At 57.5% G+C, this 22,793-nt stretch carries 16 protein-coding genes; 9 read left to right on the top strand and 7 right to left on the bottom strand.

Annotated features, from left to right (window positions below; all coding sequences use genetic code 11):
• The first annotated feature begins 65 nt into the window (after positions 1–65).
• The 7 genes from ACOTX3_RS01985 (at position 66) to ACOTX3_RS01955 (ending at position 9,028) form a co-directional block, all read left to right on the top strand.
• Positions 66–1,160, top strand: a complete 1,095-nt coding sequence (locus tag ACOTX3_RS01985) for an HlyD family secretion protein (protein WP_038418967.1) — start codon at positions 66–68, stop codon at positions 1,158–1,160.
• A complete protein-coding gene (locus ACOTX3_RS01980; RefSeq protein WP_029882858.1) occupies positions 1,157–2,728 on the top strand; it encodes a DHA2 family efflux MFS transporter permease subunit in 1,572 nt (523 codons plus the stop codon). The genes ACOTX3_RS01985 and ACOTX3_RS01980 overlap by 4 nt, the downstream gene beginning before the upstream one ends.
• A complete protein-coding gene (locus tag ACOTX3_RS01975) occupies positions 2,728–4,251 on the top strand; it encodes an efflux transporter outer membrane subunit (RefSeq protein WP_038984969.1) in 1,524 nt (507 codons plus the stop codon). Before ACOTX3_RS01980 ends, ACOTX3_RS01975 begins: the two co-directional genes overlap by 1 nt.
• A gap of 106 nt (positions 4,252–4,357) precedes the next feature.
• Positions 4,358–5,398, top strand: coding sequence for an aldo/keto reductase (locus ACOTX3_RS01970; protein WP_013097452.1), 1,041 nt, complete (start codon positions 4,358–4,360; stop codon positions 5,396–5,398).
• A 147-nt stretch (positions 5,399–5,545) separates the two neighbouring features.
• Positions 5,546–6,922 carry a glycoside hydrolase family 1 protein gene (locus ACOTX3_RS01965; protein WP_058679304.1) on the top strand — a complete coding sequence of 459 codons (1,377 nt, stop codon included), beginning with the start codon at positions 5,546–5,548 and terminating at the stop codon, positions 6,920–6,922.
• A 51-nt stretch (positions 6,923–6,973) separates the two neighbouring features.
• Positions 6,974–8,296, top strand: coding sequence for a PTS sugar transporter subunit IIC (locus ACOTX3_RS01960; RefSeq protein ID WP_058679303.1), 1,323 nt, complete (start codon positions 6,974–6,976; stop codon positions 8,294–8,296).
• Between the two features lie 15 nt (positions 8,297–8,311).
• Positions 8,312–9,028 carry a GntR family transcriptional regulator gene (locus ACOTX3_RS01955; RefSeq protein WP_013097449.1) on the top strand — a complete coding sequence of 239 codons (717 nt, stop codon included), beginning with the start codon at positions 8,312–8,314 and terminating at the stop codon, positions 9,026–9,028.
• 43 nt (positions 9,029–9,071) lie between these two features.
• Here ACOTX3_RS01955 and ldtB read toward each other — a convergent pair whose 3' ends face one another.
• Positions 9,072–9,992, bottom strand: coding sequence for a L,D-transpeptidase (ldtB, locus tag ACOTX3_RS01950; protein WP_020689864.1), 921 nt, complete (start codon positions 9,990–9,992; stop codon positions 9,072–9,074).
• Between the two features lie 221 nt (positions 9,993–10,213).
• Here ldtB and ACOTX3_RS01945 point away from each other — a divergent pair, with 221 nt between their 5' ends.
• Positions 10,214–11,809, top strand: coding sequence for an ABC-F family ATPase (locus tag ACOTX3_RS01945; protein WP_013097447.1), 1,596 nt, complete (start codon positions 10,214–10,216; stop codon positions 11,807–11,809).
• A gap of 92 nt (positions 11,810–11,901) precedes the next feature.
• On the opposite strand, the gene ACOTX3_RS01940 is transcribed toward ACOTX3_RS01945, so the two are convergent.
• Both ACOTX3_RS01940 and ACOTX3_RS01935 read right to left on the bottom strand, forming a co-directional pair.
• On the bottom strand, positions 11,902–14,265 hold the full coding sequence (locus tag ACOTX3_RS01940; protein ID WP_058679302.1) for a TIM-barrel domain-containing protein: 2,364 nt from the start codon (positions 14,263–14,265) through the stop codon (positions 11,902–11,904).
• 17 nt (positions 14,266–14,282) lie between these two features.
• Positions 14,283–15,584, bottom strand: coding sequence for an MFS transporter (locus ACOTX3_RS01935; RefSeq protein WP_023621974.1), 1,302 nt, complete (start codon positions 15,582–15,584; stop codon positions 14,283–14,285).
• Positions 15,585–15,870: 286 nt separating this feature from the next.
• Between ACOTX3_RS01935 and ACOTX3_RS01930 the strand changes: the two genes are divergently transcribed.
• Positions 15,871–16,944: a LacI family DNA-binding transcriptional regulator gene (locus ACOTX3_RS01930; RefSeq protein ID WP_127869219.1), complete on the top strand. Its 1,074-nt coding sequence runs from the start codon at positions 15,871–15,873 to the stop codon at positions 16,942–16,944.
• Here the strand turns inward: ACOTX3_RS01930 and ACOTX3_RS01925 are convergent.
• The 4 genes from ACOTX3_RS01925 to ACOTX3_RS01910 all read right to left on the bottom strand — a co-directional run bounded on the left by ACOTX3_RS01925 (position 16,941) and on the right by ACOTX3_RS01910 (position 22,667).
• Positions 16,941–18,197, bottom strand: coding sequence for a DUF1479 domain-containing protein (locus tag ACOTX3_RS01925; RefSeq protein ID WP_013097444.1), 1,257 nt, complete (start codon positions 18,195–18,197; stop codon positions 16,941–16,943). The genes ACOTX3_RS01930 and ACOTX3_RS01925 overlap by 4 nt on opposite strands.
• 151 nt (positions 18,198–18,348) lie before the next feature.
• Positions 18,349–19,164 (bottom strand): Cof-type HAD-IIB family hydrolase, encoded by an 816-nt coding sequence (locus tag ACOTX3_RS01920; RefSeq protein WP_058679300.1) that lies wholly within the window; start codon positions 19,162–19,164, stop codon positions 18,349–18,351.
• A 166-nt stretch (positions 19,165–19,330) separates the two neighbouring features.
• A complete protein-coding gene (locus ACOTX3_RS01915; protein WP_045901360.1) occupies positions 19,331–21,763 on the bottom strand; it encodes a formate C-acetyltransferase/glycerol dehydratase family glycyl radical enzyme in 2,433 nt (810 codons plus the stop codon).
• Positions 21,764–21,767: 4 nt separating this feature from the next.
• Positions 21,768–22,667 carry a glycyl-radical enzyme activating protein gene (locus tag ACOTX3_RS01910; protein ID WP_045295694.1) on the bottom strand — a complete coding sequence of 300 codons (900 nt, stop codon included), beginning with the start codon at positions 22,665–22,667 and terminating at the stop codon, positions 21,768–21,770.
• Between the last annotated feature and the right edge of the window lie 126 nt (positions 22,668–22,793).

Genomic DNA, 22,793 nt, shown 5'->3' with positions numbered 1-22,793 from the left:
CAACGTCCTAGCTTTAGTGAACGGCATAGTGTGATGCCGCTCACTGACAGGACCGTTGCTGAACTATGGCTGAAGATCAAAACACGCCTGCTGACGAGCAGGACAAAAACAATAATGAGCGTAAGCGTCCGGGCAAAAAACCGTTAATTATCCTCGGCATTGTCGTGGTGGTGATGGTCATCGTGGCGCTGGTCTGGTGGTTTTTAACCCGTAACGAAGAGACAACTGACGACGCCTTTACCGACGGCGATGTGGTGACGATTGCCCCTAAAACGGCGGGTTATGTCACGGCGCTACATGTGCGTGATAACCAGCGCGTGAAAAAGGGCGATCTGCTGGTGGTTATCGATCCGCGTGATACCACCGCCCAGCGCGATCAGGCTCAGGCCCAGCTTGGCCTGGCTATTGCGCAGCTGCATCAGGCCCAGGCACAGCTGGCGCTCTCAAAAGTGCAATACCCCGCCCAGCGCGACGAAGCCAAAGCGCAGGTGCTGAAAGCGCAGGCAGACCTCGCCAACGCGCAGGCGGAGTATCGCCGCCAGCGCGGGGTCGATCCGCGTGCCACCACCCAACAAAGCATTGATTCCGCCAACGCCCAGCTGCGTAGTGCACAGGCCGCTCTGGCAAGCGCGCAGGCCCAGCTGGAAGTGGCGGAGCAGGTACAGCTGCAAATCCGCCAGCAGGAGACCAACGTCGAAGCGCGTGAGCGCCAGGTCGATCAGGCTAAAGCGCAGCTGGAAACCGCTAACCTCAACCTCTCTTACACCGAAGTTCGCGCCCCGTTCGACGGGTTTGTCACTAAGCGCAACGTGCAGCCGGGTACGCTGGTGCAGGCGGGCACGGCGCTGTTCTCGCTGGTCTCACCCAACGTCTGGGTGGTGGCCAACTTTAAAGAGTCTCAGCTTGAGCGCATGAAGCCGGGCGATAAGGTGGAGGTTTCCGTCGATGCCTGGCCAGATATGGCGCTTGAAGGCCATGTCGACAGTATCCAGCAGGGCAGCGGCTCGCGTTTCTCGGCGTTCCCGTCGGAAAACGCCACCGGCAACTTTGTTAAAATTGTCCAGCGCGTGCCGGTGAAAATTGTGATTGATAAAGGGCTGGATCCGAACAAACCGCTGCCGCTGGGGCTGTCGGTAGAACCGAAGGTCACCGTGGAATGACGGATCACAGCCACGACAACTGGAAGCCTGCCAGCAATCCGTGGGCGGTGGCGATTGTCGTTACGCTGGCGGTGTTTATGGAGATCCTCGACACCACCATCGTCAACGTGGCGCTGCCGCACGTGGCGGGCTCGCTCTCGTCCAGCTATGACGAGTCCACCTGGGTATTAACCAGCTACCTGGTGGCTAACGGCATCGTCCTGCCCATCTCGGCGTTTCTCAGCCGGGTGTTTGGCCGCAAGCAGTTCTTCCTGATTTGCATCGTGATGTTCACCGTCTGCTCGTTCCTGTGCGGGATCGCGACCGAGCTGTGGCAAATCATCTTGTTCCGTGTGATGCAGGGCTTTTTTGGCGGCGGCCTGCAGCCCACGCAGCAGTCGGTGCTGCTTGACTACTTTAAACCGGAAGACAGGGGTAAAGCGTTTGGTCTCTCCTCCATCGCCATTATCGTTGCGCCGGTACTCGGCCCGACGCTCGGGGGCTGGATCACCGACAACTACTCCTGGCGCTGGGTGTTCTTTATCAACATCCCGGTGGGGATAGTGACGGTGCTGGCGATCTACCAGCTGCTGGAAGATCCCCCATGGGAGAGTAAAGCCAAAGAGAAGCTGACTATCGACTGGACGGGGATCGGCCTGATCGCGCTTGGCCTCGGCTGTCTGCAGGTGATGCTCGACCGGGGCGAGGATGATGACTGGTTCTACTCGAACTTTATTCGCACCTTTGCGGTGTTAACGCTGGTCGGCATCATTGGCGCCATTTACTGGCTGATGTATGCCAAAAAACCGGTTGTCGATCTGCACTGCATGAAGGACCGCAACTTTACCATCTCCAGCCTGCTGATGGCGGGGATGGCGATGATCCTTTACGGCAGCTCGGTGGTGATCCCGCAGCTGGCGCAGCAGGATCTGGGCTATACCGCCACCTGGTCCGGGCTGGTGCTGTCGCCCGGCGCAGTGTTGATTGTATTGACCATCCCGCTGGTCCTGAAGCTGATGCCGGTGGTGCAGACGCGCTGGATCATCGCCTTTGGCTTTACCTGTCTGGCTGTGTCGTTCTTCTGGTCGCGCACGCTCACCCCGGATATCGACTTCGAAACGCTGGTGCTGTTCCGCAGCGCCCAGTCGATTGGGCTGGGGTTCCTGTTTGTCCCGCTGACCACCATTGCGTTTATTTCTATCCCGAGGCGGCTGAACGCGGATGCCGCAGCGCTGTTCACCATGTTCCGTAACGTTGCGGGCTCGATTGGCATATCGCTTTCCACGGCGGCTATCACCGAGCGCTCGCAGGCCCACAGCGCGCACCTTGCGTACCACGCCTCGCCGTTTAACGAGCAGTTCCAGCAGGCGATCCGCGAAAGCGCGCAGGCGATCCAGAACTTTACCACTCAGGTCGGCGACCCGACCGGCATTGCCACCGGGCGCATGTACCAGACCATGATTGAGCAGTCGCGCTTCCTGGCCTATATCGACGTGTTCACCATTCTGAGCGTGGTGGCGCTGGTCCTGATTCCGTTTTGTTTGTTGCTCTCGCCGGTTAAGAGCGAGGGGAGTGCAGGAGCACATTGATGATACACAGACGTTTACACCCCCTGATGATAATGATGCTGCTGGCAGGTTGCGCCGTGGGGCCGGATTACCAGCCGCCTGCACCGCCTGCCGTCACGCACTGGAACGATAAAGGCGACAGCACGGTGAAATCACAAACCACCTCCGCTGCGACTAACCCGCGCTGGTGGAAAACGTTCGGCTCGCCGCAACTCGACAGTCTGATTGAACGCGCCATCGCCGGGAATTTGTCCCTGCAGCAAACGGTGCTGCGCATCGCTGGCGCGCGCGAACAGATTAACCAGGCAGGCGGGGCGTTTTATCCGTCGGTCAACGGCAATCTGCAGGCGACGCGCCAGCAGCTCGGCCTGGAAGGTGAGTTGAAGTCTCATGGGGTCTACGACCAGCTTGATAACGTCGATCCGGAACTCAGGGGTGCGTTAGGACCGCTGACGCAGCCGATCAACCTCTACCAGGGCAGCTTCGACGCCCAGTGGGAGATTGACCTCTGGGGTAAAGTTCGCCGTCAGGTTGAAGCTGCTGAAGCGCAGCAGAAAGCCGCTATTGAGCAGCGTAACGACGCGCTGGTCTCCCTTGAAGCCGAAGTGGCGCGCGCCTGGCTCCAGCTGCGCGGGGCGCAGAGCATTATTGCCACGCTGAACACCCAGATTAAAAGTGCGCAGCAAACGCTGGATCTGACCGAAAGTCGCCAGCGGGGCGGGCTGTCTCCGCAGATGGACGTAGAAAATGCGCGGGCGCAACTGGGCAACCTTGAAGCACAACTGCCGCAATATCAGGCGCAGGAGCGGCAGGCGATGAACGGCCTGGCGATCCTGCTCGGCAAGCCGCCGGGGGCGTTGGATGCGGAACTGCAGTCCGCCCAGCCGATGCCTGCGCTGCCGGATATCGTGCAAACGGGTATTCCATCCACGCTGGCGCGACGTCGTCCGGACGTGCGAGAAGCGGAAGCGAATCTCCATGCCGCCACAGCGCAAATTGGCGTGTCGGTGGCCGAGCTGTTCCCGAGCTTTACTCTTTCCGGGCAGTTTGGCCTGCGTAACAGCGAATCCAACTGGCTCACCGACTGGAGCAGCCACTTCTACAGTTTTGGTCCGCAGGTCTCCATTCCCATCTTCCAGGGCGGAAGACTGGTCTCCAGCGTGAAAGTGGCGCGTGCGCAACAGGGGGCGGCGGTGCTGGATTATCGCCAGACGGTACTGACCGCGCTGGGGGATGTTGAGAATGCGCTGGTGAGTTACCGCACCGATCAGCAGCGTGAAGCGGGTCTGGCGAAGACCATCGATGCGCTGCAAAACGCCTTCGATCTGGCCAGCGATAGCTACCGGCAGGGGATTGCCAGCTTTATCGACGTGCTCGACGCCCAACGGCAGCTGGCACAGGCCGAGCAGCAACGTGCCCAGGCGCAGGTGCAAAGCGCGCTCGATCTGGTGGCGCTCTATAAGGCGCTTGGCGGCGGCTGGGAGCCCTATCAGCAGGTGCAGTTACCGGATTACGCCGTCTTTGGCGATGCCCCGCGCGGATAATATTCAGAGGATTGGGCAAGAAACGGACAGGAACGCCACATTCGCGTTGGCCAGGGGGCGGGTATAACTATCAGGCACCCATCAAACGACATGTGAGGACTATCTTATGCGTTATCAAAAACTGGGCAATACCGGTCTGTTTGTTTCTGAACTGTGCCTTGGCACCATGACCTTCGGCGGTGAAGGTGGCATGTGGGGCAAGATTGGCCAGCTGCAGCAAAGTGAAGCCGAGCAGCTGGTGGGCCGTGCGCTGGATGCCGGGATCAACTTCATCGACACCGCGAACGTCTATTCCGAAGGCCGCTCGGAGGAGATCACCGGCCAGGCACTCAAGAACCTGAAAATTCCGCGCGAAAACGTGGTGGTGGCCACCAAAGTGTTTGGCGAAACGGGCACGGCGGGGGTGAACTCACGCGGCAGCTCACGCTATCACATTATCAGCAGCGTGAAAGAGAGCCTGCGCCGTATGCAGCTCGACCATATCGATCTCTACCAGCTTCACGGTTTCGACCCCGCAACGCCGATGGAAGAGATGCTTTATGCCCTGGATAACCTGGTGCAGCACGGCCACGTGCGCTACATCGGTGTCTCTAACTGGGCCGCATGGCAGATTGCCAAAGCGCTGGGCATTTCCGAGCGACTGGGTCTGGCCCGTTTCGCGTCGCTGCAGGCCTATTACACCATCGCCGGACGTGATCTGGAGCGCGAACTGGTACCAATGATGCAGAGCGAAGGCGTCGGGCTGATGGTCTGGAGCCCGCTGGCGGGTGGCCTGCTGAGCGGGAAATATGGCCGCGACGGGCAGAGTGAAACCGGTGGCCGTCGTCTGGAGTTTGACTTCCCGCCGGTGGAAAAAGAGCGCGCCTTCGACTGTGTGGATGTGATGCGCACTATCGCCGAAAGCAAAGGTGTCTCCGTCGCGCAAATCGCCCTGGCGTGGCTGCTGCATCAGAAGGTGGTGACCAGCGTCATTATTGGTGCCAAACGCGTCGATCAACTGGATGACAACATCGCCGCAACGGGGATCCGTTTAAGTGAAGACGAGCTGAAACAGCTTGATGCCGTCAGCGCACTGCCGCGCGAATATCCGGGCTGGATGCTGGAGCGGCAGGGGGAATATCGTCGTAATCAGCTCGCACAGCAATAACCCTCCTTTCCCCGGTGGCGCACCGCTCACCGGGGCTTTTTTTCCCGCTCTGCTCACAAAATTCGATCCTCCTCTTTGATCGCTTTTACATCTTCGCCTATATGACTAGTCATGAAATTTAAATGACTAGTCATATAGGGAGAGACCATGAATCAATCACTGCCAGCCAACTTTTTATGGGGCAACTCGGTATCCAGCATGCAGACGGAAGGGGCATGGAATGAGGGCGGGAAGGGGATGTCGGTGTACGACATTCGCGAAGCGGGGGAAAACATCTCCGACTGGAAAGTGGCGACCGATTCCTACCACCGCTACCGGGAAGATTTCGACCTGATGCAGGATCTGGGCATGAACTGCTACCGCTTTCAAATCTCCTGGAGCCGGGTCTGTCCGCAGGGCGACGGCGAGTTCAACGATGAGGGCATCGCCTTTTACGACCGCTTTATTAACGATCTCATCGCCCGCGGTATCGAGCCGATGATCTGCCTCTATCACTTCGATATGCCGCTGGCGCTGGCGCAGGATTACAACGGCTTTAACGATCGTCGCGTCATGGAGGCCTTTATCCGCTATGGCAAAAAGATGATCGACTGCTTCGGCGACCGTGTGAAGTACTGGCTGACCTTCAACGAACAGAACATCTTCCATATGCCGGAAGCGTTTCGTATTTCCGGCTACATGAAAGGTGAGAAAACCCTGCGCGAGCTCTACGAGTTGCAGCATCACACCATGGTGGCGCACATGACGCTGACCGAATACCTGCACCAGACAAAACCGGGTCAGCTGATGGGCGGTATGCTGGCACACCAGCTGGTTTACCCGGCCACCTGCAAACCGCGCGATATCTTCTGCGCCCAGCAGTACGACGAATTTCTCAACCAGAACCTGCTGCGCGTCTTTGCTGGTCAGGGCTATAGCCCGGCGGTGATGGCGGTGGTGGAGCAGGAAGGGTTTGGCGATATCTACCGTGCCGAGGATCTGGCGCTGTTCGCAAGAACCCAAAACGACTTTATGGCCTTCAGCTACTACGCCAGTAAAACGCTGGACAGCGATGCCATTCCGCAGGGAACCCCGGTGAACAATTATCTGCTGTACGGCGATAAAAATAACCCGTACCTGAAAGCCACCGAATGGAACTGGCAGATCGATCCGCTCGGTTTTCGCACCATCATCACCCGCTACGCCAACGACTGGCGCATGCCGGTGTTCCCGATTGAAAACGGCATTGGCGTGATTGAATCCTGGGATGGCGTGAACCCGATTGAGGATACCTACCGCATCGACTATCACCGGGCGCATATCGAGGCGATGAAAGCCTCCATGTTCGAGGATGGCGCTGAGGTGATGGGGTATCTCGGCTGGGGTCTGATCGACATTCTGAGCTCCCAGGGCGACATGCGTAAGCGCTACGGCGTGGTCTACGTCAACCGTGAAAACCACGACCTTAAAGACCTGAAACGCGTGCCGAAGAAGAGCTACGCGTGGTTAAAACAGGTTATCCATACCAACGGACGCGAGATGTAAGCCGTACGCTGCCGGGCCGTTTTTGTGACTGATTGATGGGAACTATCCGCTATGTCTGAAACAAAAATCACACCGCATATGCAGTCCTTTGTCGATAAATTTGTTGAGTTCTCAGCGCGCCTGGCAAACCAGGTGCATCTTCGCTCCCTGCGCGATGCCTTCGCCACGGTGATGCCGATTTTCATCCTCGCCGGACTGGCGGTACTGGTGAACAATGTGGTGTTTCCTTGGATTTTTGACGGCGACACGCTCACGCACTTCAAGGTATGGGGCGAGGTGATCATCAATGGCACGCTGAATATCGCCGCGTTGCTGCTGGCGCCGATGATTGCCTGGTCGCTGGCGCGCAACAAGGATTTCGACAATCCGGTCTCGGCAGTGGTTATCGCTGTCAGCAGCTTTATTATCATGATGCCGATGCGTCTGCAGCTCACGCCCGTCGGCAGCGACACCACGGTGAATGTCACCCAGGTGCTGACCTTCGCCAACATTGGTTCGACCGGGATTTTCGCCGGGGTGCTGATTGGCTTGCTCTCGACGGAGCTGTTTATCGCCATCTCGCGGCTCAAGGCGCTGCAAATATCACTGGGGGAAAACGTGCCGCCGGCGGTCAGTAAATCTTTTAGCGCCCTGATCCCAACCATCCTGACGCTCTCACTGTTTGCCGTTCTGGCCGCGCTGCTGGCGAACGTATTGCACACGGATCTGATTCACCTGATCACCACCTTTATCCAGCAGCCGCTGCGGCTCATCAATACCAGCCTGCCGGGGACGATTTTTATCTACAGCTTTGGTAACTTCCTCTTCACGCTAGGTATTCATCAGTCGGTAGTCAACAGCGTGGTGCTGGAGCCGTTCCTGTTGATTAATACCAATGAGAACATGCTGGCCTTTGCCAACGGCCAGCCGATCCCGCACATCATCAACAACATCTTCGTGCCGACCTTTGGCATGGTGGGCGGTACCGGTAGCACCATTTCACTGCTGATCGCCATCTTTATCTTCTCGCGGCAACAATCGGCGAAACAGGTGGCACGTCTGTCGCTGGCGCCGGGTCTGTTCAACATCAACGAGCCGGTGATTTTCGGCCTGCCGATTGTGTTTAACCTGCCTTTAATGATCCCGTTTGTCCTGTTGCCCGCCATTGGCATTTACTTCGCCTGGCTCTGCACCACGCTGGGATTAATGTCGCGCTGCGTGGTGATGATCCCGTGGACCACGCCGCCAATTCTGAGCGCCTGGCTGGCAACGGCGGGGGACTGGCGGGCGGTGGTGGTGCAGTTGGCAATCATCATATTTGGTGTATTCTTCTACCTGCCTTTCCTCAAAATTGCCGAGCGAGTGGCGTTGAAAAACAGCGGGATAGAACATTAAACAGAAGGAAGGACGATGGCGGCGAAGTACATCACCATAGCGCGTGAAATCAAAAAACGCATCATCAGCCAGCAGTATGCCGCCAATGAACCCCTGCCGGACCAGTTTGCGCTGGCGGCGGAGTTCAATACCAGCCGGATGACCATTCAGCAGGCCATGCGTCAGCTGATCGTTGAAGGGCTGGTATATACCCGTCAGGGGCAGGGGACGTTCATCCGCAAAAACTTCCTTCAGCTGTCGCAGTGGGATCTCTCCGGCAGCGACTACTTTGGCGCGACCAAAACCTGGGAGCATCTGGGCACGGTAACGAGCCAGGTGGTGCATTTTGAACTGCGCTTCCCGAACGAAAAAGAGCAGGCCTCGCTGATGATCAATGCCGATACGCCGGTCTATGACTTCATTCGTCTGCGTTTGCTTAATGGTGAGCCCATGTCGCTGGACGCGACCGTAATGCCGCTCAACCTGGTGCCCGGCCTGAACAAAAGTCATCTTGAAAGCTCGGTGTTTCGCTATGTGCAGGAGACGCTGGGGCTGAAAATTATGGGATCGTACCGCGTGGTGCGGGCGCTAAAGCCGAATGCGCTGGATATGCAGCATCTGGTCTGCGAGGAGAGCGACCCGGTGCTGGAGGTGGAGCAGGTGATCTATCTGGAAGATGGCACACCGCTGGAGTATGCGCACTGTCATTATCGTTACGACCACGGCGGGATTGTGATCGTGAATAACGGATAAAAAAAAGCGGGCATCGAAGCCCGCTTTTTTCGCTGTATCGCGATTAGTTCAAACGCACCGGCATACCGGAACGGTTCTGCACAGCCTGGTCAACGATAGTCGTTTCCACGTCCGGCTGAGAGGTCACGGACTGCACCGCGCTGGTCAGCGTAATCGGCACGATTTCGTTATTGTTGATCTGGTCTTCGCTGGTGGACAGCGGGTTGTGCACTTCAATGTAACGGCTGCCATCCGGCTCAGAGGTCGCTTTAACCGGTTCGTTGATGAACTGGACGCGGGTACCTACCGGCACGTTTTCGAACAGGAATTTGATGTCGTCGTTACGCAGACGCACGCAGCCGTGGCTTACGCGCAGGCCGATACCGAAGTTAGCGTTGGTACCGTGGATGGCGTACAGGCGGCCGATGTACAGGGCGTACAGACCCATTGGGTTATCCGGGCCTGCCGGAACCACGGCTGGCAGCGGTTCACCTGCCGCGATGTATTCCGCGTGCATTTTCGCCGTTGGGGTCCAGGTTGGGCCTGCTTTCTTACGTTCGACTTTGGTGGTCCAGTTCAGCGGGGTATCTTTACCCAACTGACCGATACCGATTGGCAGCACGATTACCGTGTTAGTGCCTTTCGGGTAGTAATACAGACGCATCTCCGCGCTGTTAATCACGATACCTTCATGAACGGTATCCGGCAGGATCAGCTGCTGAGGGATGTTGAGAACGGTACCTGCTTTTGGCAGGTATGGGTCAACGCCCGGGTTCGCTTCCAGCATGTTAGACAGGCCCAGCTGATACTGTGCTGCGAAATACTCCAGCGGCTGAGTGTTACCCTCAGGCACCGTCACCACCTGGTTTTGACCCACCAGACGGCTACCGTCTGTCGGCAGCGGATAAGTCACCGCAGAAGCGGTTTTGCAAAAACCTACTACGGCTAACGCCGCCGCAAAAAGCGTTGTTAATTTCATGTTCATGTTGTGCGAGGTATCTAAGCCATTCAGGCGTGAGTTGATAAGTCTGAATCTGTGATGGGAGCGCATTATATGTGCATTCCCGCTAACAGGGAATTCAGATGTGTACGAAATCACATTTTTTTCGATTTTGTTAAAGTTTAGCGGAGCGTCGCAACACAGGATCTCAATTCGGAATTGTGGCATAATGCCGTGTTTATCACACTTTTCGCAGGAATCTCCCCGTGTTAGTTACCAGCAACGTCACTATGCAGTTTGGCAGTAAGCCGCTGTTCGAAAACATTTCCGTCAAATTTGGCGGCGGCAACCGTTACGGCCTGATTGGTGCCAACGGTAGCGGTAAATCCACCTTTATGAAGATCCTCGGCGGTGACCTGGAGCCGACGCTCGGCAACGTGTCGCTCGATCCCAACGAGCGCATCGGTAAACTGCGTCAGGATCAGTTCGCCTTTGAAGAGTTCACCGTGCTCGACACCGTGATCATGGGGCACGCGGAGCTGTGGGAAGTGAAGCAGGAGCGCGACCGTATCTATGCGCTGGCCGAAATGAGCGAAGAAGATGGCTACAAAGTGGCCGATCTGGAGACGCAATACGGCGAAATGGACGGTTATTCTGCAGAAGCGCGTGCGGGCGAGCTGCTGCTGGGCGTGGGCATTCCGGTCGAACAGCATTACGGCCCAATGAGCGAAGTGGCACCCGGCTGGAAGCTGCGTGTGCTGCTGGCGCAGGCACTGTTCTCTAACCCGGACATTCTGCTGCTCGATGAACCAACGAACAACCTGGACATCGACACCATCCGCTGGCTGGAGCAGACGCTCAACGACCGTGACAGCACCATGATCATCATCTCGCACGACCGTCACTTCCTGAACATGGTGTGTACGCACATGGCGGATCTGGACTACGGTGAGCTGCGTGTTTACCCGGGCAACTACGACGAATACATGACGGCGGCCACCCAGGCGCGTGAACGTCTGCTGGCGGATAACGCCAAGAAGAAAGCGCAGATTGCGGACCTGCAATCCTTTGTCAGTCGCTTTAGCGCCAACGCCTCTAAATCCCGTCAGGCAACATCGCGTGCCCGCCAGATTGACAAAATCAAACTGGAAGAGGTTAAAGCTTCCAGCCGTCAGAACCCGTTCATCCGTTTCGAGCAGGACAAGAAACTGTTCCGTAACGCGCTGGAAGTGGAAGCCCTTACCAAAGGTTTTGATGAAGGCCCGCTGTTTAAAAACTTCAACCTGCTGCTGGAAGTGGGCGAGAAGATCGCCATTCTGGGTGCCAACGGCGTGGGTAAATCCACCATGCTGAAAACCCTGGTCGGCGAACTGCAGCCGGACAACGGGAGCGTGAAATGGTCCGAAAACGCGCAAATTGGTTATTACGCGCAGGATCACGAGTATGAATTTGAAAACGACCTGACCGTCTTCGACTGGATGAGCCAGTGGAAGCAGGAAGGGGACGATGAGCAGGCGGTGCGCAGTATTCTGGGGCGTCTGCTGTTCAGCCAGGACGACATCAAGAAGCCTGCCAAAGTGCTCTCCGGTGGAGAGAAGGGCCGTATGCTGTTCGGCAAGCTGATGATGGAAAAACCGAACATTCTGGTGATGGACGAACCGACCAACCACCTGGATATGGAATCTATTGAATCGCTGAACATGGCGCTGGAGATGTATCAGGGCACCCTGATCTTCGTTTCTCACGACCGTGAGTTCGTCAGCTCGCTGGCAACCCGCGTGATTGAAATTACGCCAGAGCGCGTGGTGGACTTCACCGGTAACTACGAAGATTATCTGCGCAGCAAAGGTATCGAGAACTAAAAAAAAAGCCGGGTGGCGGCTTCGCCTTACCCGGCCTACGTTCTGTTCCCTCTCCCCGTGGAAGAGGGTTAGGGTGAGGGCATCAGGCCGCACTACATCACCCACTCACTCCCTTCAATCCCATTCACAAGCAGCCTGCGTTTTTCCCCCGCCGGTAATGACACCTTCAGTGCTTTCCACGCCGGACGATAATCTCCGCGCGCAGTGATCTTCAAATTGATGGTTGCCCCATCGCACACCATTTCCCACTCTACCCACAGCGCATTGCCGTTCTGATAGCCCCAGCTTTCACCGTCATCTTCAAACAGCAGACCGGTGCTGGTGCCCACGCCTTTGACCGGGAACAGCTTCAGCTCGCGGGTGTCGTCTTTTTCCGCGCTGACGTGAGTGATGCGTTCGCTGAGCGGCAGACCGGCACCGGCGCGCACCAGCAGCGGCAGTTTTTCCAGCGGTGCATCCAGAGCGATCCACTGCCCGCCCGCGTACCACGCGTGTGTGTAAAAATCGTACCAGCCGGTTTCGTTATCCGGCAGCCAGAGACGGCGCTCTCGCTGTCCGGCCTCCACCACGCTTGCCACCAGCAGGTCCCGGCCCAGCAGGAACTCGTCGCACTCTTCAAAGGTCTGCGCATCGTGTTCGTGGTCGAGGAAGGTTGGGCGCAGCATCGGTTCGTCATCGGCATGCGCCTGCCAGAGCAGGGTGTAGAGATACGGCAGCAGACGATAGCGCAGCTCAATGGCACCGCGAATAGCGGGGGTGACGCCCGGATACATCCACGGCTCGTTCACCGTGTGGTCATCGTTCCACGAGTGAATGGTAAAGCGCGGGTGCATCACGCCGTTCTGCACCCAGCGGACAAACAGCTCGGCGTCGGGTTTGTCGCCAGAAAAACCGCCCACGTCATGACCAACGTTAAACAGCCCGGACAGGCTCATACCCAGCCCCATGCGGATGTTATAGCGCAGGGTTTCCCAGTTGGTGCGGTTATCGCCGCTCCAGGTCTGAACGTAACGTTGCATCCCGGCGCAGCCGGAACGGGAGATCAGATACGGGCGCTTTTCCGGGGCAAACCGCTGCTGCGCTTCCAGCGAGGCGCGCATCATCAGCAGCGGCATCACCGGGCGGATGTGTTTGATGGCGATCTCCTTGCCAAAACCATGGCAGCGCGCTTCGCCGTCCCACACTTCGTATTCGTTGTTATCGTTCCAGGTGGAGTCGATCCCCATCTCCAGCAGCTGCGTGGTGACTCCTTCCTGCCACCATTTCACCGTCTGCGGGTTGGTAAAGTCGAGGTGGGAACCTTCGTCATCCCAGAAGCTGGAGCGTTCTGGTGCGTCGGTTTCTGAATCACGAATGAACAGGCCGTTTTCCGCCACTTCGCTATAGCGCGGGTGGTCCTGCAGCAGGCACGGCTTGATATTTGCCGCCAGCCGCAGCCCCGCGTCGTGGAATGCCTGGGTCATCACCTTCGGTTGCGGCACTTTGTCGTAGTTCCAGTTAAAGACATAGCGCTTGCCGTTGATCGAGGTATAACCCGATGAGAGCTGGAACGAGTCGCACGGGATCGCATGCTCTTCGCACAGGCGAATAAAGTTCATCAGTTGGTTTTGTGCGTCCGGCGCGTCGGTGTAGTGCATGGTCGACCCGCTGTAGCCCAGGCTCCATTTCGGCCCGAACAGCGTTTTCCCGGTCAGGCGCACAAAGGCTTTGGTGACATCCAGCACCCGTTTGCCGGTAAAGAGGTAGTAATCGATATCACCCGCTTCCGCCTGCCAGCGACGGTAGGCGGTGTGGTAGTTATCAATCTCGTTGCCCAGATCCAGCCAGCAGCTGCTCAGGTTGTCGTAGAACAGGCCGTAACTCACGTCATCGCGGCGGGTAAGGGTAAACGGGATGTGTTTGTACAGCGGGTCGGTGCTGGCCGCGTTGTAGCCCATGGCGTCGAGGTTGCGCATCTCGAAGCGCTTACCGTTGCGCTGCAGGTCGCCCGCTTTCTCACCCAGGCCGTAAAAACGCTCGTCCTTGCGACGGCTCAGGTAGTGTGCCACCCCGTCGCCGTGAGCGTTCAGCAGATAGGCGCTGGTCGGACGGTCATTGACCAGCGGCTGCCACTCACCAGCGTCATTGCGATAATGCCACTCCAGCCACAGCGGCTGATGAACGGTCACACGCAGCTGTTCGGTAGCAATTGTCAGCCCCTCATCCTGCTGGCTTAGCGTCCAGGCAGGGCAGGTGAAGCCGCTCAGATCGTCGCGACGACGGCCTTCCCACGGCACATCTTCTTCCGGAGCGATGCTCCAGGTGCGGTCCAGCGCCAGTTCACCTTTACGTTTGATCAGTACGCGGAACAGGTTCTCTTCCAGCACATACAGGCACAGGCGGTGCTGGTTATCCACCAGCAGTTCCAGATGGTTGGCCGACTGCTTATCGACGGTCCAGTTTTTCAGGGTTTTCATATGCAATACATCCACTATCAGGCGCGCTTGGCGCGACGTTCAGCAATAAATGCCACCAGGAAAACAGCGCCAATCAGGTCAAAGAAACCCATGGCAATAAAGAGCGGGTTGAAGCCGATTTTGTCGGCGGTCACACCAATCAACAGCGAGAACAGGAAGCTGGCGATCCACGCCGCCGAGCCGCGCATACCGTTAACGGTCGCCATCTGGCCTTTATCGAACGACTCCACCACCAGGGCGCTGAGCATGCAGGAGATGATCTGATGCCCGAAACCGCCGATGGAGATCAGCACGATGGTGATGTACGGGTCGCGGGTAATGGCGACGACGGCCAGAGAGATCATCAGGAACGCGCCGGTGACGGAGCTTGCCACCACGGAGTTGACGCGGGAGCAGCCAAACAGGCGGGTATACAGACGGGTGAGGTAACCGCTCGCCACGCTGCCGAGATCGGCGGCCAGGAACGGCAGCCAGGCAAACATCGCGATCTGCTTCAGATCCATGCCGTGCTCTTTGGCGAGATACAGCGGCACCCAGAAACTCAGTACCGCCCAGGCCGGTTCCGCCATAAAGGCCGGGATGGCGATACCGTAGAAGCGTTTGTTTTTTGAGACGGTTTTCAGTGCGGTCAGGAAGGGCAGTTTTACCGCAGGCGGTTCGTTATCCTGCTTGATAAACGCCAGCTCGTCTTTGCTCAGGTTCGGGTGCTGCTCAGGATTGTGGTAGAACGCCCACCACAGGATCACCCACAGCAGCGCCAGCACGCCGGTGAACATAAACGCGCCCTGCCAGCCAAACGAGGCGTGCGCGAAGTAGATGATAGGCGGAGCCAGCATCGCGCCAATGGAGAAGCCCACACCGGCCCAGCCGGCTGCCACAGGACGTTCCGATTTCGGGAACCATTCACCAATGGTTTTGGCGTTTGCGGGCGTGGCGGCGGCTTCAGAAGCCCCCATAAAGAAGCGCAGGATGGCAAGGTGCAGCCAGCTCCCGGCACCCGCGTGGAAAATACACATCAGCGCCCAGATCCCGGCGCAAATCATAAAGCCAATCTTCAGGCCGATCACGTCGATCAGCCAGCCGCACAGAGGCTGGAAAATGGTGTAGGCGATCTGGAATGCCCCGACGATCCAGGAGTACTGCTCGGTGGTGATCCCGAGGCTCTCTTTCAGTTCCGGGGCGAGGATCCCGAGTGAGTTTCGGGTGATGTAGTTAACGGTGACGCCAAGTAAGAACAGCACCAGCACATACCAGCGCAGGTTTTTAATGACGCGACGGGTTTTGCTTGCCGCAACGGTGTTATTAATGTCCTGACTCATTTTACTCTCCACAAGACGGACGGTAAGGGGACGGAGGTTCAGGTGTCACACAGGTTTATGACGTTGATTGTTATCTGTTTTACCGCTTCAAGTTGCTATACAACTAGTATGGAAGTTGTGTGACAAGTTCACCTTAAGGGAGAAAATGAGAGGGCAATAGTGGATTTTGTGCAAAATTTCTCATAACTGAGCGACATCATTTGGCATCATGGCTTTGACATCAGCTATTGCCTGATATCCACGCTATGAAAATTTTGTCATTTCGCAAATGGAGCCAGATCACAAAATGGACAAAAGGCTAAAAATCACCGAAATCGCGGCCCGGACTCAGCTCTCCATCAGCACCGTTTCGCGGGTCCTTGCCGGGAAGGCGAATACCAGTGAAAAAGCACGTGCGAAGGTGCTGGCATGCGCACGCGAGCTGGGGGGGCTGGACGGAATGGCTGCGGGCCGTTTGCTGCTCAACAGTCTCGTTGTCTTCGCCCCACAGCGCGCCTTTGACGAGCGGTCTGACATCTTTTACTACCGTGTGATCCAGAGCGTAAGCAAAGGCCTGGCCTCGTACGATGTTCGCCTGCGTTACTGCGCGCTGGAGGAGAACGACAGCGACGCCCAGCAGTTTCTGGCGCGAATGAACGAGCCGGACACCCAGGCCGCCATCCTCCTCGGCATTGACGATCCGCATATCCACGACCTGGCAGTGGATGTCGGTAAACCCTGCATGCTGATTAACTGCCGCGACCGGCATATGCGCCTGCCTGCCGTCGCGCCGGACCATCGGGCCATTGGCGAGCGGGCGGCGGACTATCTGTTTGAAATGGGACACCGTGAGGTGATGAATGTGTTGTGCCTGCGGCGTTACACCATGGAGCTGCGTCTTGCGGGGATCCGCGACGCATGGCAGTCGCACAACCTGAAGTTCAACGATAAACGCGATTTGCTGGTGGCGCCGAGCTTCAGCGCTCGCGAAACAGAGCAGCTGGTCACCGACTGGCTGAGCCGCATGCAGGGGAAAGACTTGCCGACTGCATTTCTGGTGGGTGGTGACTTTATGGCGGCGGGCACCATCAGCGCCCTGCAAAAACAGGGGTTACGCGTGCCGCAGGATATTTCGGTGATGAGCATTGACGGCTTCAATCTGGCGGCCATTCAGGATGTACCGTTAACCGCGGTACATGTCCCGCGTGATGAGCTGGGCACCGAAGCGGTACATATGCTCCAGCAGCGGCTGATGCGCCCGGAGGCGCCGTCAGGCACGCTATTGCTTAACGGCACCCTGACCGTACGGGAATCGGTCCGGCGGATACGTCAGGGGAAACGACGCACCGCCGTTGAGCGGGAAGGGCTGTACGACAGTTAAGCCATGCCCAGCGCACGCTTGCCGTGGATATTGAGATCGGCCACGGTAAAGCGATCCTGCCAGGTTTTTTCATAATCCTCGCGCGGGAAATCACCCGGTGATGCCCCGGTTTCCAGCGCCGCTTTCACCTTCTTCGCGTAGGCGAGGTTCTTCTCGCACATCGGCGCGGCAGGAATGTACATCACGTTGCCCCAGCCCTGTTGATCCTCAACCGGCGCGACGGAGTGGATCACATCGCAGTGCCACCACACCGAATCGCCCGCCTCTAGTGCCGGAATGCTGGTGAGCGCTTCGATAAGCAGCGGGTGCCATTTCTCTGACACCGGCAGAACGCGCCCCGGCGCGACGCCGCACAGTTCGTCCTCCGGCACGTCATCCAGCAGCGGACGCAGCAGAATATAAGCCATCGCTTCCGGGATTGGCACCACGTGCAGCAGCCCCTGGCCCGGGATCATGTCCGACAGCGCCGTCCAGCCCTGGAAGGTGCGGAACACCGAACATTTGGTGGTGTTATCCACGGTGTACTCTTCCACTTCAGTACGGTGCGCAGCATTCCACGGATCGTATTTCTCTACGTTGCCATCAAAGACGCGGGCGAAAACCTGCTGATAGGCGGGCAGCAGCCAGCGCTCCAGCGCACCGGAATCGGTATGCGCGCCCAGCCCTTTCGAGGTGGTGCCCGGTGGACGACGGCGGATGCGATCCGGGTAAATCACGCTGACGTCCGGGTCGAACCACTGTTTGCCGTTGCTCTCGAATGTCCACAGACGGTTCAGAAACGACTGCACCTGCGCCATCTCTTCACTCTGGCGCGCCTGCATTTGCGCCTGTGACCAGTAGATAGGGTAAATCTCCGGGCGAGACGCCGTTAAGGTACCAAAGAAGTTATCGCCGGGCCCTTTATAGACTTCATCAAACTGGTTGAGATCGAGGTAGTCGAGCATCGACTGATCCCATGCCAGCGCCTGCTCGCGCGGGAAATGACCTTTTATTACCGCGCAACCCCGGCGTTTGATCGCCTCGCGCTGCGCGGATGTGATGGTGCCATCTTTCACATCCGCAAACGGGATCACCGGCCAGACGGGCTCGCCTTTGTTTTTCAGGGCGTTAATTTCCGCCACGCGGGTCGCGATGGTATCGCTGAGCTTATCGAACACCGCCTGCACATCGCCGATTTGCGCCCGTAGCTCGCGCTTCATCTCACGGATTGCGGCTTTGTGATCCGCCGGCAAAGTTTCACTGGTAAACGTCATAACTGCCTCGCATCTTTCATTCGAAAGTAAAAATGTCTACAAGTGATACTTTAAGTTAAAAATTGGTTAATGCAAGTTTAAAAAGTTGACGGGTAGCACAGGATGGAAAAAGAGTAAGGGGGGCCGGAGCGCGGCTCCGGCAGGAAGGGAATCAGGCGTCGAACGGGGAGTGGTGATCCAGCACCGCCTGAATAACGTTCAGCGCGCCCTGGTGGTTGTTGTCGTCGGTGCTGTGGCGGCTTACGTCTCTGATGCTTTCGGCCGCGTTGCCCATTGCAAAGGAGTATTTCACCAGCTTCAGCATCTCCGCGTCATTGCCGCTGTCGCCAATACCCACGCACTCCTGCGGGGAGACTTTCCAGCGTTTCAGCAGACGGCTGATGCCATTGGCTTTGTGCAGGCCGGGGATAATCAAATCGACAAAACCAAAGCCGCTGGTGACAGGCTTCATAATGCCGTCCAGGGAGACATGCAGTTTATCGACCAGATTCGGGATATCGCTGTCCGGCAGGTTCAGGGAGAACTTAAACAACACGTCGTTAATGTCGCGGTAGTCGCTGATACGCTTTAAGCGGTGATAGTGCTTTGACATCAGCGCCACGAACGCCTCCGGGGCCTGGTCGCTGACGTAAGCGCTGTCGAGACCGCAGGCCACAAAGTTCAGCCCTTTGTCTTTCAGCAGTTCGCCAATAACGATTTGCGACTCATGACGCGTCAGCTCGCCGTGGAAAATTTGTTCACCGTGATCGAAGACCAGCGCACCGTTTTCCGCCACGAAGGAGATCTGATCTTTCAGTTCCGGGAAGAAGGAGATGAGCTGGTAATACTGGTTACCGCTGGCGACAACAAATTCAATATTACGGGCTTTAAGCTGCTCAAACTGTGCCTGAAAGCGGTCACGATCGTACTGCTTGGCATCATCAAGGAAAGTTCCGTCCATATCGGTGACGATAACTTTAACGGTCATACTGTGCTCCTGGGTCACTGCGTTTTGAAACATTCTAATAACAAGGTGACGGAGAGCACAAATTTAATTTCGAATGAAAGTAGAAAAGCCGGGTGGCGGCTTCGCCTTACCCGGCCTACGGGGAGAATTGTAGGCCCGGTAAGCGCAGCGCCACCGGGCGTTTTTTTTACAGCGTATGCTCCGTACGCGCAATGATATCGTCCTGTGCATCCGGCGACAGGGCGGTGAAGAACGCCGAGTAGCCTGCGACGCGTACCACCAGGTCACGGTACTGGTCCGGGTGTTTCTTCGCGTCCAGCAGTGTTTCGCGTGAAACGATGTTGTACTGAATATGCCAGCCTTTATGCACCTCGAAGAAGGTACGCAGCAGCACCATCAGCTTTTGACGGTCGCTGTCGTTTTCCAGCGTCGACGGGTTCAGCTTCTGGTTTAACAGCACGCCGCCAAGAATCGCTTCGGTCGGCAATTTACCCACGGAGCCGATTACCGCCGTTGGACCGAGGTGATCGGTACCGGAGGCCGGACTGGCGCCTTCCGCCAGCGGGGTGTGCGCTTTGCGTCCGTCCGGAGTCGCCATTGTCGCTGCACCAAACGGCACGTTTGCGGAGATGGAGGATGTGCCCGCGTAGTAGTTACCGCCAATGGGGCCACGGCCGTAACGCGGGTTGTGATACTGCTTCAGCTCGTCAATGTAGGTCTGATAAGCACGGGTCAGCAGCATGTCCACACTGTCGTCATCGTTGCCGTACTTCGGCGCACCGTTGATAAGACGCTGACGCAGCTGCTCGTGCGTCAGCCCGTCGAAGTCATCCGCCAGCGCCGCCGCCAGCTGCTGCTGACCGATGACGCCCTGCTCGAACACCAGTTTCTTCACCGCCGCCAGGCTGTTACCGAGGTTGGCAATCCCCACCTGCAGGCCGGAGACCCAGTCATACTTCGCGCCGCCCTGCTTGATGCTTTTCGCCCGCTCGATGCAGTCATCCACCAGCGCCGAGCAGAGGATATCGTGGACATTCTCTTCCAGCATGGTGTCCACGACATACTCAATCTCGATGGATTTACGGGTGTAATAGCGGATCTGGGTATCCCAGGCCGTCATCACCTCGTCAAAATTGCCGAAGTTACCGGCAGAGAGCGCTTTCTCCTGCGGCAGGAATACTTTCCCGCTGGTGGCGTCGCGGCCGCCTTCCAGCGCGGCGAGCATCACGCGGGCGAAGTTAATAAAGCTCATGCCGGTGCAGCGGTAGCCCCATTTGCCGCCAACGGCGGTTTCGATGCAGCCGATGGCGGCATAGTCGTACGCATCTTCTTTTTCTACGCCGAGCTTGATGAATTCCGGGATCACGATTTCATCGTTGTTGAACGCTGGCATGCCGAAGCCGCAGCGTATGACCTGCACGCAGGCGTCGAGGAAGTCGTTGCTCATCCCTGCGTGATAACGCACGCTCAGGTTTGGCTGGGTGGAGCGCAGACGACCGCAGGACTCCAGAATCGCGTAAGAGAGCGGGTTGACGGCGTCCATTGGCTCACCGTTGACCAGCTTCTGACCGCCGATGGTGACGTTCTGGTACAGCGGGCTGCCTGCGGAGGCTTTGGAGTGCGAGCCGGAGCGGATCTTGTTCACTTCCAGCAACTTCAGCCAGCAGCTGTGGAGCAGCTCGATGGCGTGCTCGCGGTCGAGGCTCTGGTTCAGCTCTACGTCGCGACGGTAGTACGGGTAGAGATACTGATCCATGCGGGCGAACGAAACGGAGTGGCCGTTGGACTCAATCTGCAGGATAAGCTGAATGAAGTAGCACAGCTGCAGCGCCTGCCAGAAGGTTTTTGGCGGTTCATGGGCAATTGCGTCACAGTTTTCCGCTATCGCCAGCAGCTCGTCGCGGCGGCTGACACGGGATTCGGTAGCCGCCATTTCACGTGCCAGGGCAGCGAAACGTTCGATATGCAGACTTACCGCCTCCAGCACGATATCAATCGCTTTCAGGAACTGATCGCCGTGCAGGTCGTCCAGCACCGTCAGGTTGATGCGCGAGCGGCGCTCGGCCACTTTAGCGCGCAGGCCGTCGAGCCCTTTTTCCAGCACCAGCGGGAAGTTCACCGCCAGGTGGGCATCGCCGGAGGTCATGTTGCCTTCGGCTTTGATAATGCCGGTTTCCAGCAGGCTTTTCTGCTCGTCGGTGAACATGCCGTAACAGCGATCCTGTACCGTCTGGCCGCGCCACCACGGGCAGATCTCATGCAGAACGCGCTTATTCTCTTCGCTGACCGCAAAGCCCGCGCCGGGACGGTCCGCCAGATCGTCAATCTCTTTCTCAATCCAGGAGACGGTATATTCCGGGAAGATCGGCGCGGCGCGCACTTCGCTTGCCTGGTTACCGACGATCAGCTCATCGTGTTTGATCCAGATGGTGCGCTGCGCGAGATGATGCGCCAGCGCCAGCGCGCGACGCACCGGGATCGGTTTATCCATATGCTGCTGGTACATTTCAGTGTAGTGCTGCGCGCGCTCGGTACAGACCGGCGGCTTCACGATATGCACCAGGGCCATTTTGTGCGCTTTAATGCGCTCGCTGAGGGTGTTGAGATTCAGGGTAGTCATCGTTTTATCCTCGTAAGGTCGCGGTTAACCCTTTCTGGCAGGCATACTGCTGTGCAAAGTCCAGTAGCGCAGGGTTATCCAGCGGTTTGTCAGGGGCAGAGTAGGGTTGGCCGAGCAGGGTGTATTTGTTCATGCCCAGCGTGTGATACGGCAGAAAGTGAATGTCGCGAACGTTCAGTTCGTCGGCGGCGAAATTGGTAATGGCGGTAACAGAGGCTTCATCGGCGTTAAAGCCCGGGATCAGCGGCACGCGAATGATGATTTTTTTCCCGGCCGCCGCCAGGCGTTTCAGGTTGTCCAGGATGCGTTTTGCCGAGCCGTCCGTCCACTGTTTGAACACCTCTGCATCCACATGCTTCAGGTCGGCGAGGAACAGATCGACATACGGTAGTGAAGGCGCGATATAGTGCCACGGCACGTGAAGGCAGGTTTCGACGGCGGTATGAATACCCTGTTCATGGCTGGCTTTAAACAGCGCCAGTGCCAGATCGGGGTTCATAAACGGCTCGCCGCCGGAGAGGGTGATTCCGCCGCCGCTGCGGTCGTAAAACGGCTTATCGCGCAGGACGGTCGCCATGATCTCCTCCACCTGACGTTCTTCACCACATACGGTGAGCGCCTGTGTCGGGCAGCAGTCGGTAAGGGCGTTAAGCGTCTGTTCGTCTAGTTTCTCACGGTGGATGACCAGCCCGTTCAGCGCACGTTCGATACAGCCCGGTGCCGCCTGCTGGCACAGATCGCAGCCGTCCAGGCAAAGACGTGCATCAAACAGCACGTCCCGCGTGCGGGCCCGGCTTTCCGGGTTCTGGCACCAGCGACAGCCCAGCGAGCAGCCTTTCAGGAACACCACGGTACGGATCCCGGGGCCATCGTGGGTAGAGTAACGCTGAATATTGAAGATCATGATTTTGCCTCTCATCTTGCATATGAAGATTAGATTACTTTCGAATGAAAGTTATCTTGATGCAGGTCAACTCCTGAGCAGGTTTTGTCGTGATAGGGTAAGTGCAGGCTAAAATTGAGGGCGACA

It is taken from the genome of Enterobacter cloacae complex sp. IR5384, assembly GCF_049237265.1.
In the GTDB taxonomy this organism is placed as follows: Bacteria; Pseudomonadota; Gammaproteobacteria; order Enterobacterales; family Enterobacteriaceae; genus Enterobacter; species Enterobacter cloacae.
This window is presented reverse-complemented; position numbering and strand designations above follow the sequence as displayed.

What these genes read in the sequence shown, in the direction of transcription:
- ACOTX3_RS01955 (WP_013097449.1), top strand. Translation starts at nt 8,312, where the DNA reads ATGGCGGCGAAGTACATCACCATAGCGCGTGAAATCAAAAAACGCATC.
- ACOTX3_RS01925 (WP_013097444.1), bottom strand. Translation starts at nt 18,197, where the DNA reads ATGACGTTTACCAGTGAAACTTTGCCGGCGGATCACAAAGCCGCAATC.
- ACOTX3_RS01965 (WP_058679304.1), top strand. Translation starts at nt 5,546, where the DNA reads ATGAATCAATCACTGCCAGCCAACTTTTTATGGGGCAACTCGGTATCC.
- ACOTX3_RS01960 (WP_058679303.1), top strand. Translation starts at nt 6,974, where the DNA reads ATGTCTGAAACAAAAATCACACCGCATATGCAGTCCTTTGTCGATAAA.
- ACOTX3_RS01980 (WP_029882858.1), top strand. Translation starts at nt 1,157, where the DNA reads ATGACGGATCACAGCCACGACAACTGGAAGCCTGCCAGCAATCCGTGG.
- ACOTX3_RS01930 (WP_127869219.1), top strand. Translation starts at nt 15,871, where the DNA reads ATGGACAAAAGGCTAAAAATCACCGAAATCGCGGCCCGGACTCAGCTC.
- ACOTX3_RS01920 (WP_058679300.1), bottom strand. Translation starts at nt 19,164, where the DNA reads ATGACCGTTAAAGTTATCGTCACCGATATGGACGGAACTTTCCTTGAT.
- ACOTX3_RS01915 (WP_045901360.1), bottom strand. Translation starts at nt 21,763, where the DNA reads ATGACTACCCTGAATCTCAACACCCTCAGCGAGCGCATTAAAGCGCAC.
- ACOTX3_RS01935 (WP_023621974.1), bottom strand. Translation starts at nt 15,584, where the DNA reads ATGAGTCAGGACATTAATAACACCGTTGCGGCAAGCAAAACCCGTCGC.
- ACOTX3_RS01970 (WP_013097452.1), top strand. Translation starts at nt 4,358, where the DNA reads ATGCGTTATCAAAAACTGGGCAATACCGGTCTGTTTGTTTCTGAACTG.
- ldtB (WP_020689864.1), bottom strand. Translation starts at nt 9,992, where the DNA reads ATGAACATGAAATTAACAACGCTTTTTGCGGCGGCGTTAGCCGTAGTA.
- ACOTX3_RS01940 (WP_058679302.1), bottom strand. Translation starts at nt 14,265, where the DNA reads ATGAAAACCCTGAAAAACTGGACCGTCGATAAGCAGTCGGCCAACCAT.
- ACOTX3_RS01975 (WP_038984969.1), top strand. Translation starts at nt 2,728, where the DNA reads ATGATACACAGACGTTTACACCCCCTGATGATAATGATGCTGCTGGCA.
- ACOTX3_RS01985 (WP_038418967.1), top strand. Translation starts at nt 66, where the DNA reads ATGGCTGAAGATCAAAACACGCCTGCTGACGAGCAGGACAAAAACAAT.
- ACOTX3_RS01910 (WP_045295694.1), bottom strand. Translation starts at nt 22,667, where the DNA reads ATGATCTTCAATATTCAGCGTTACTCTACCCACGATGGCCCCGGGATC.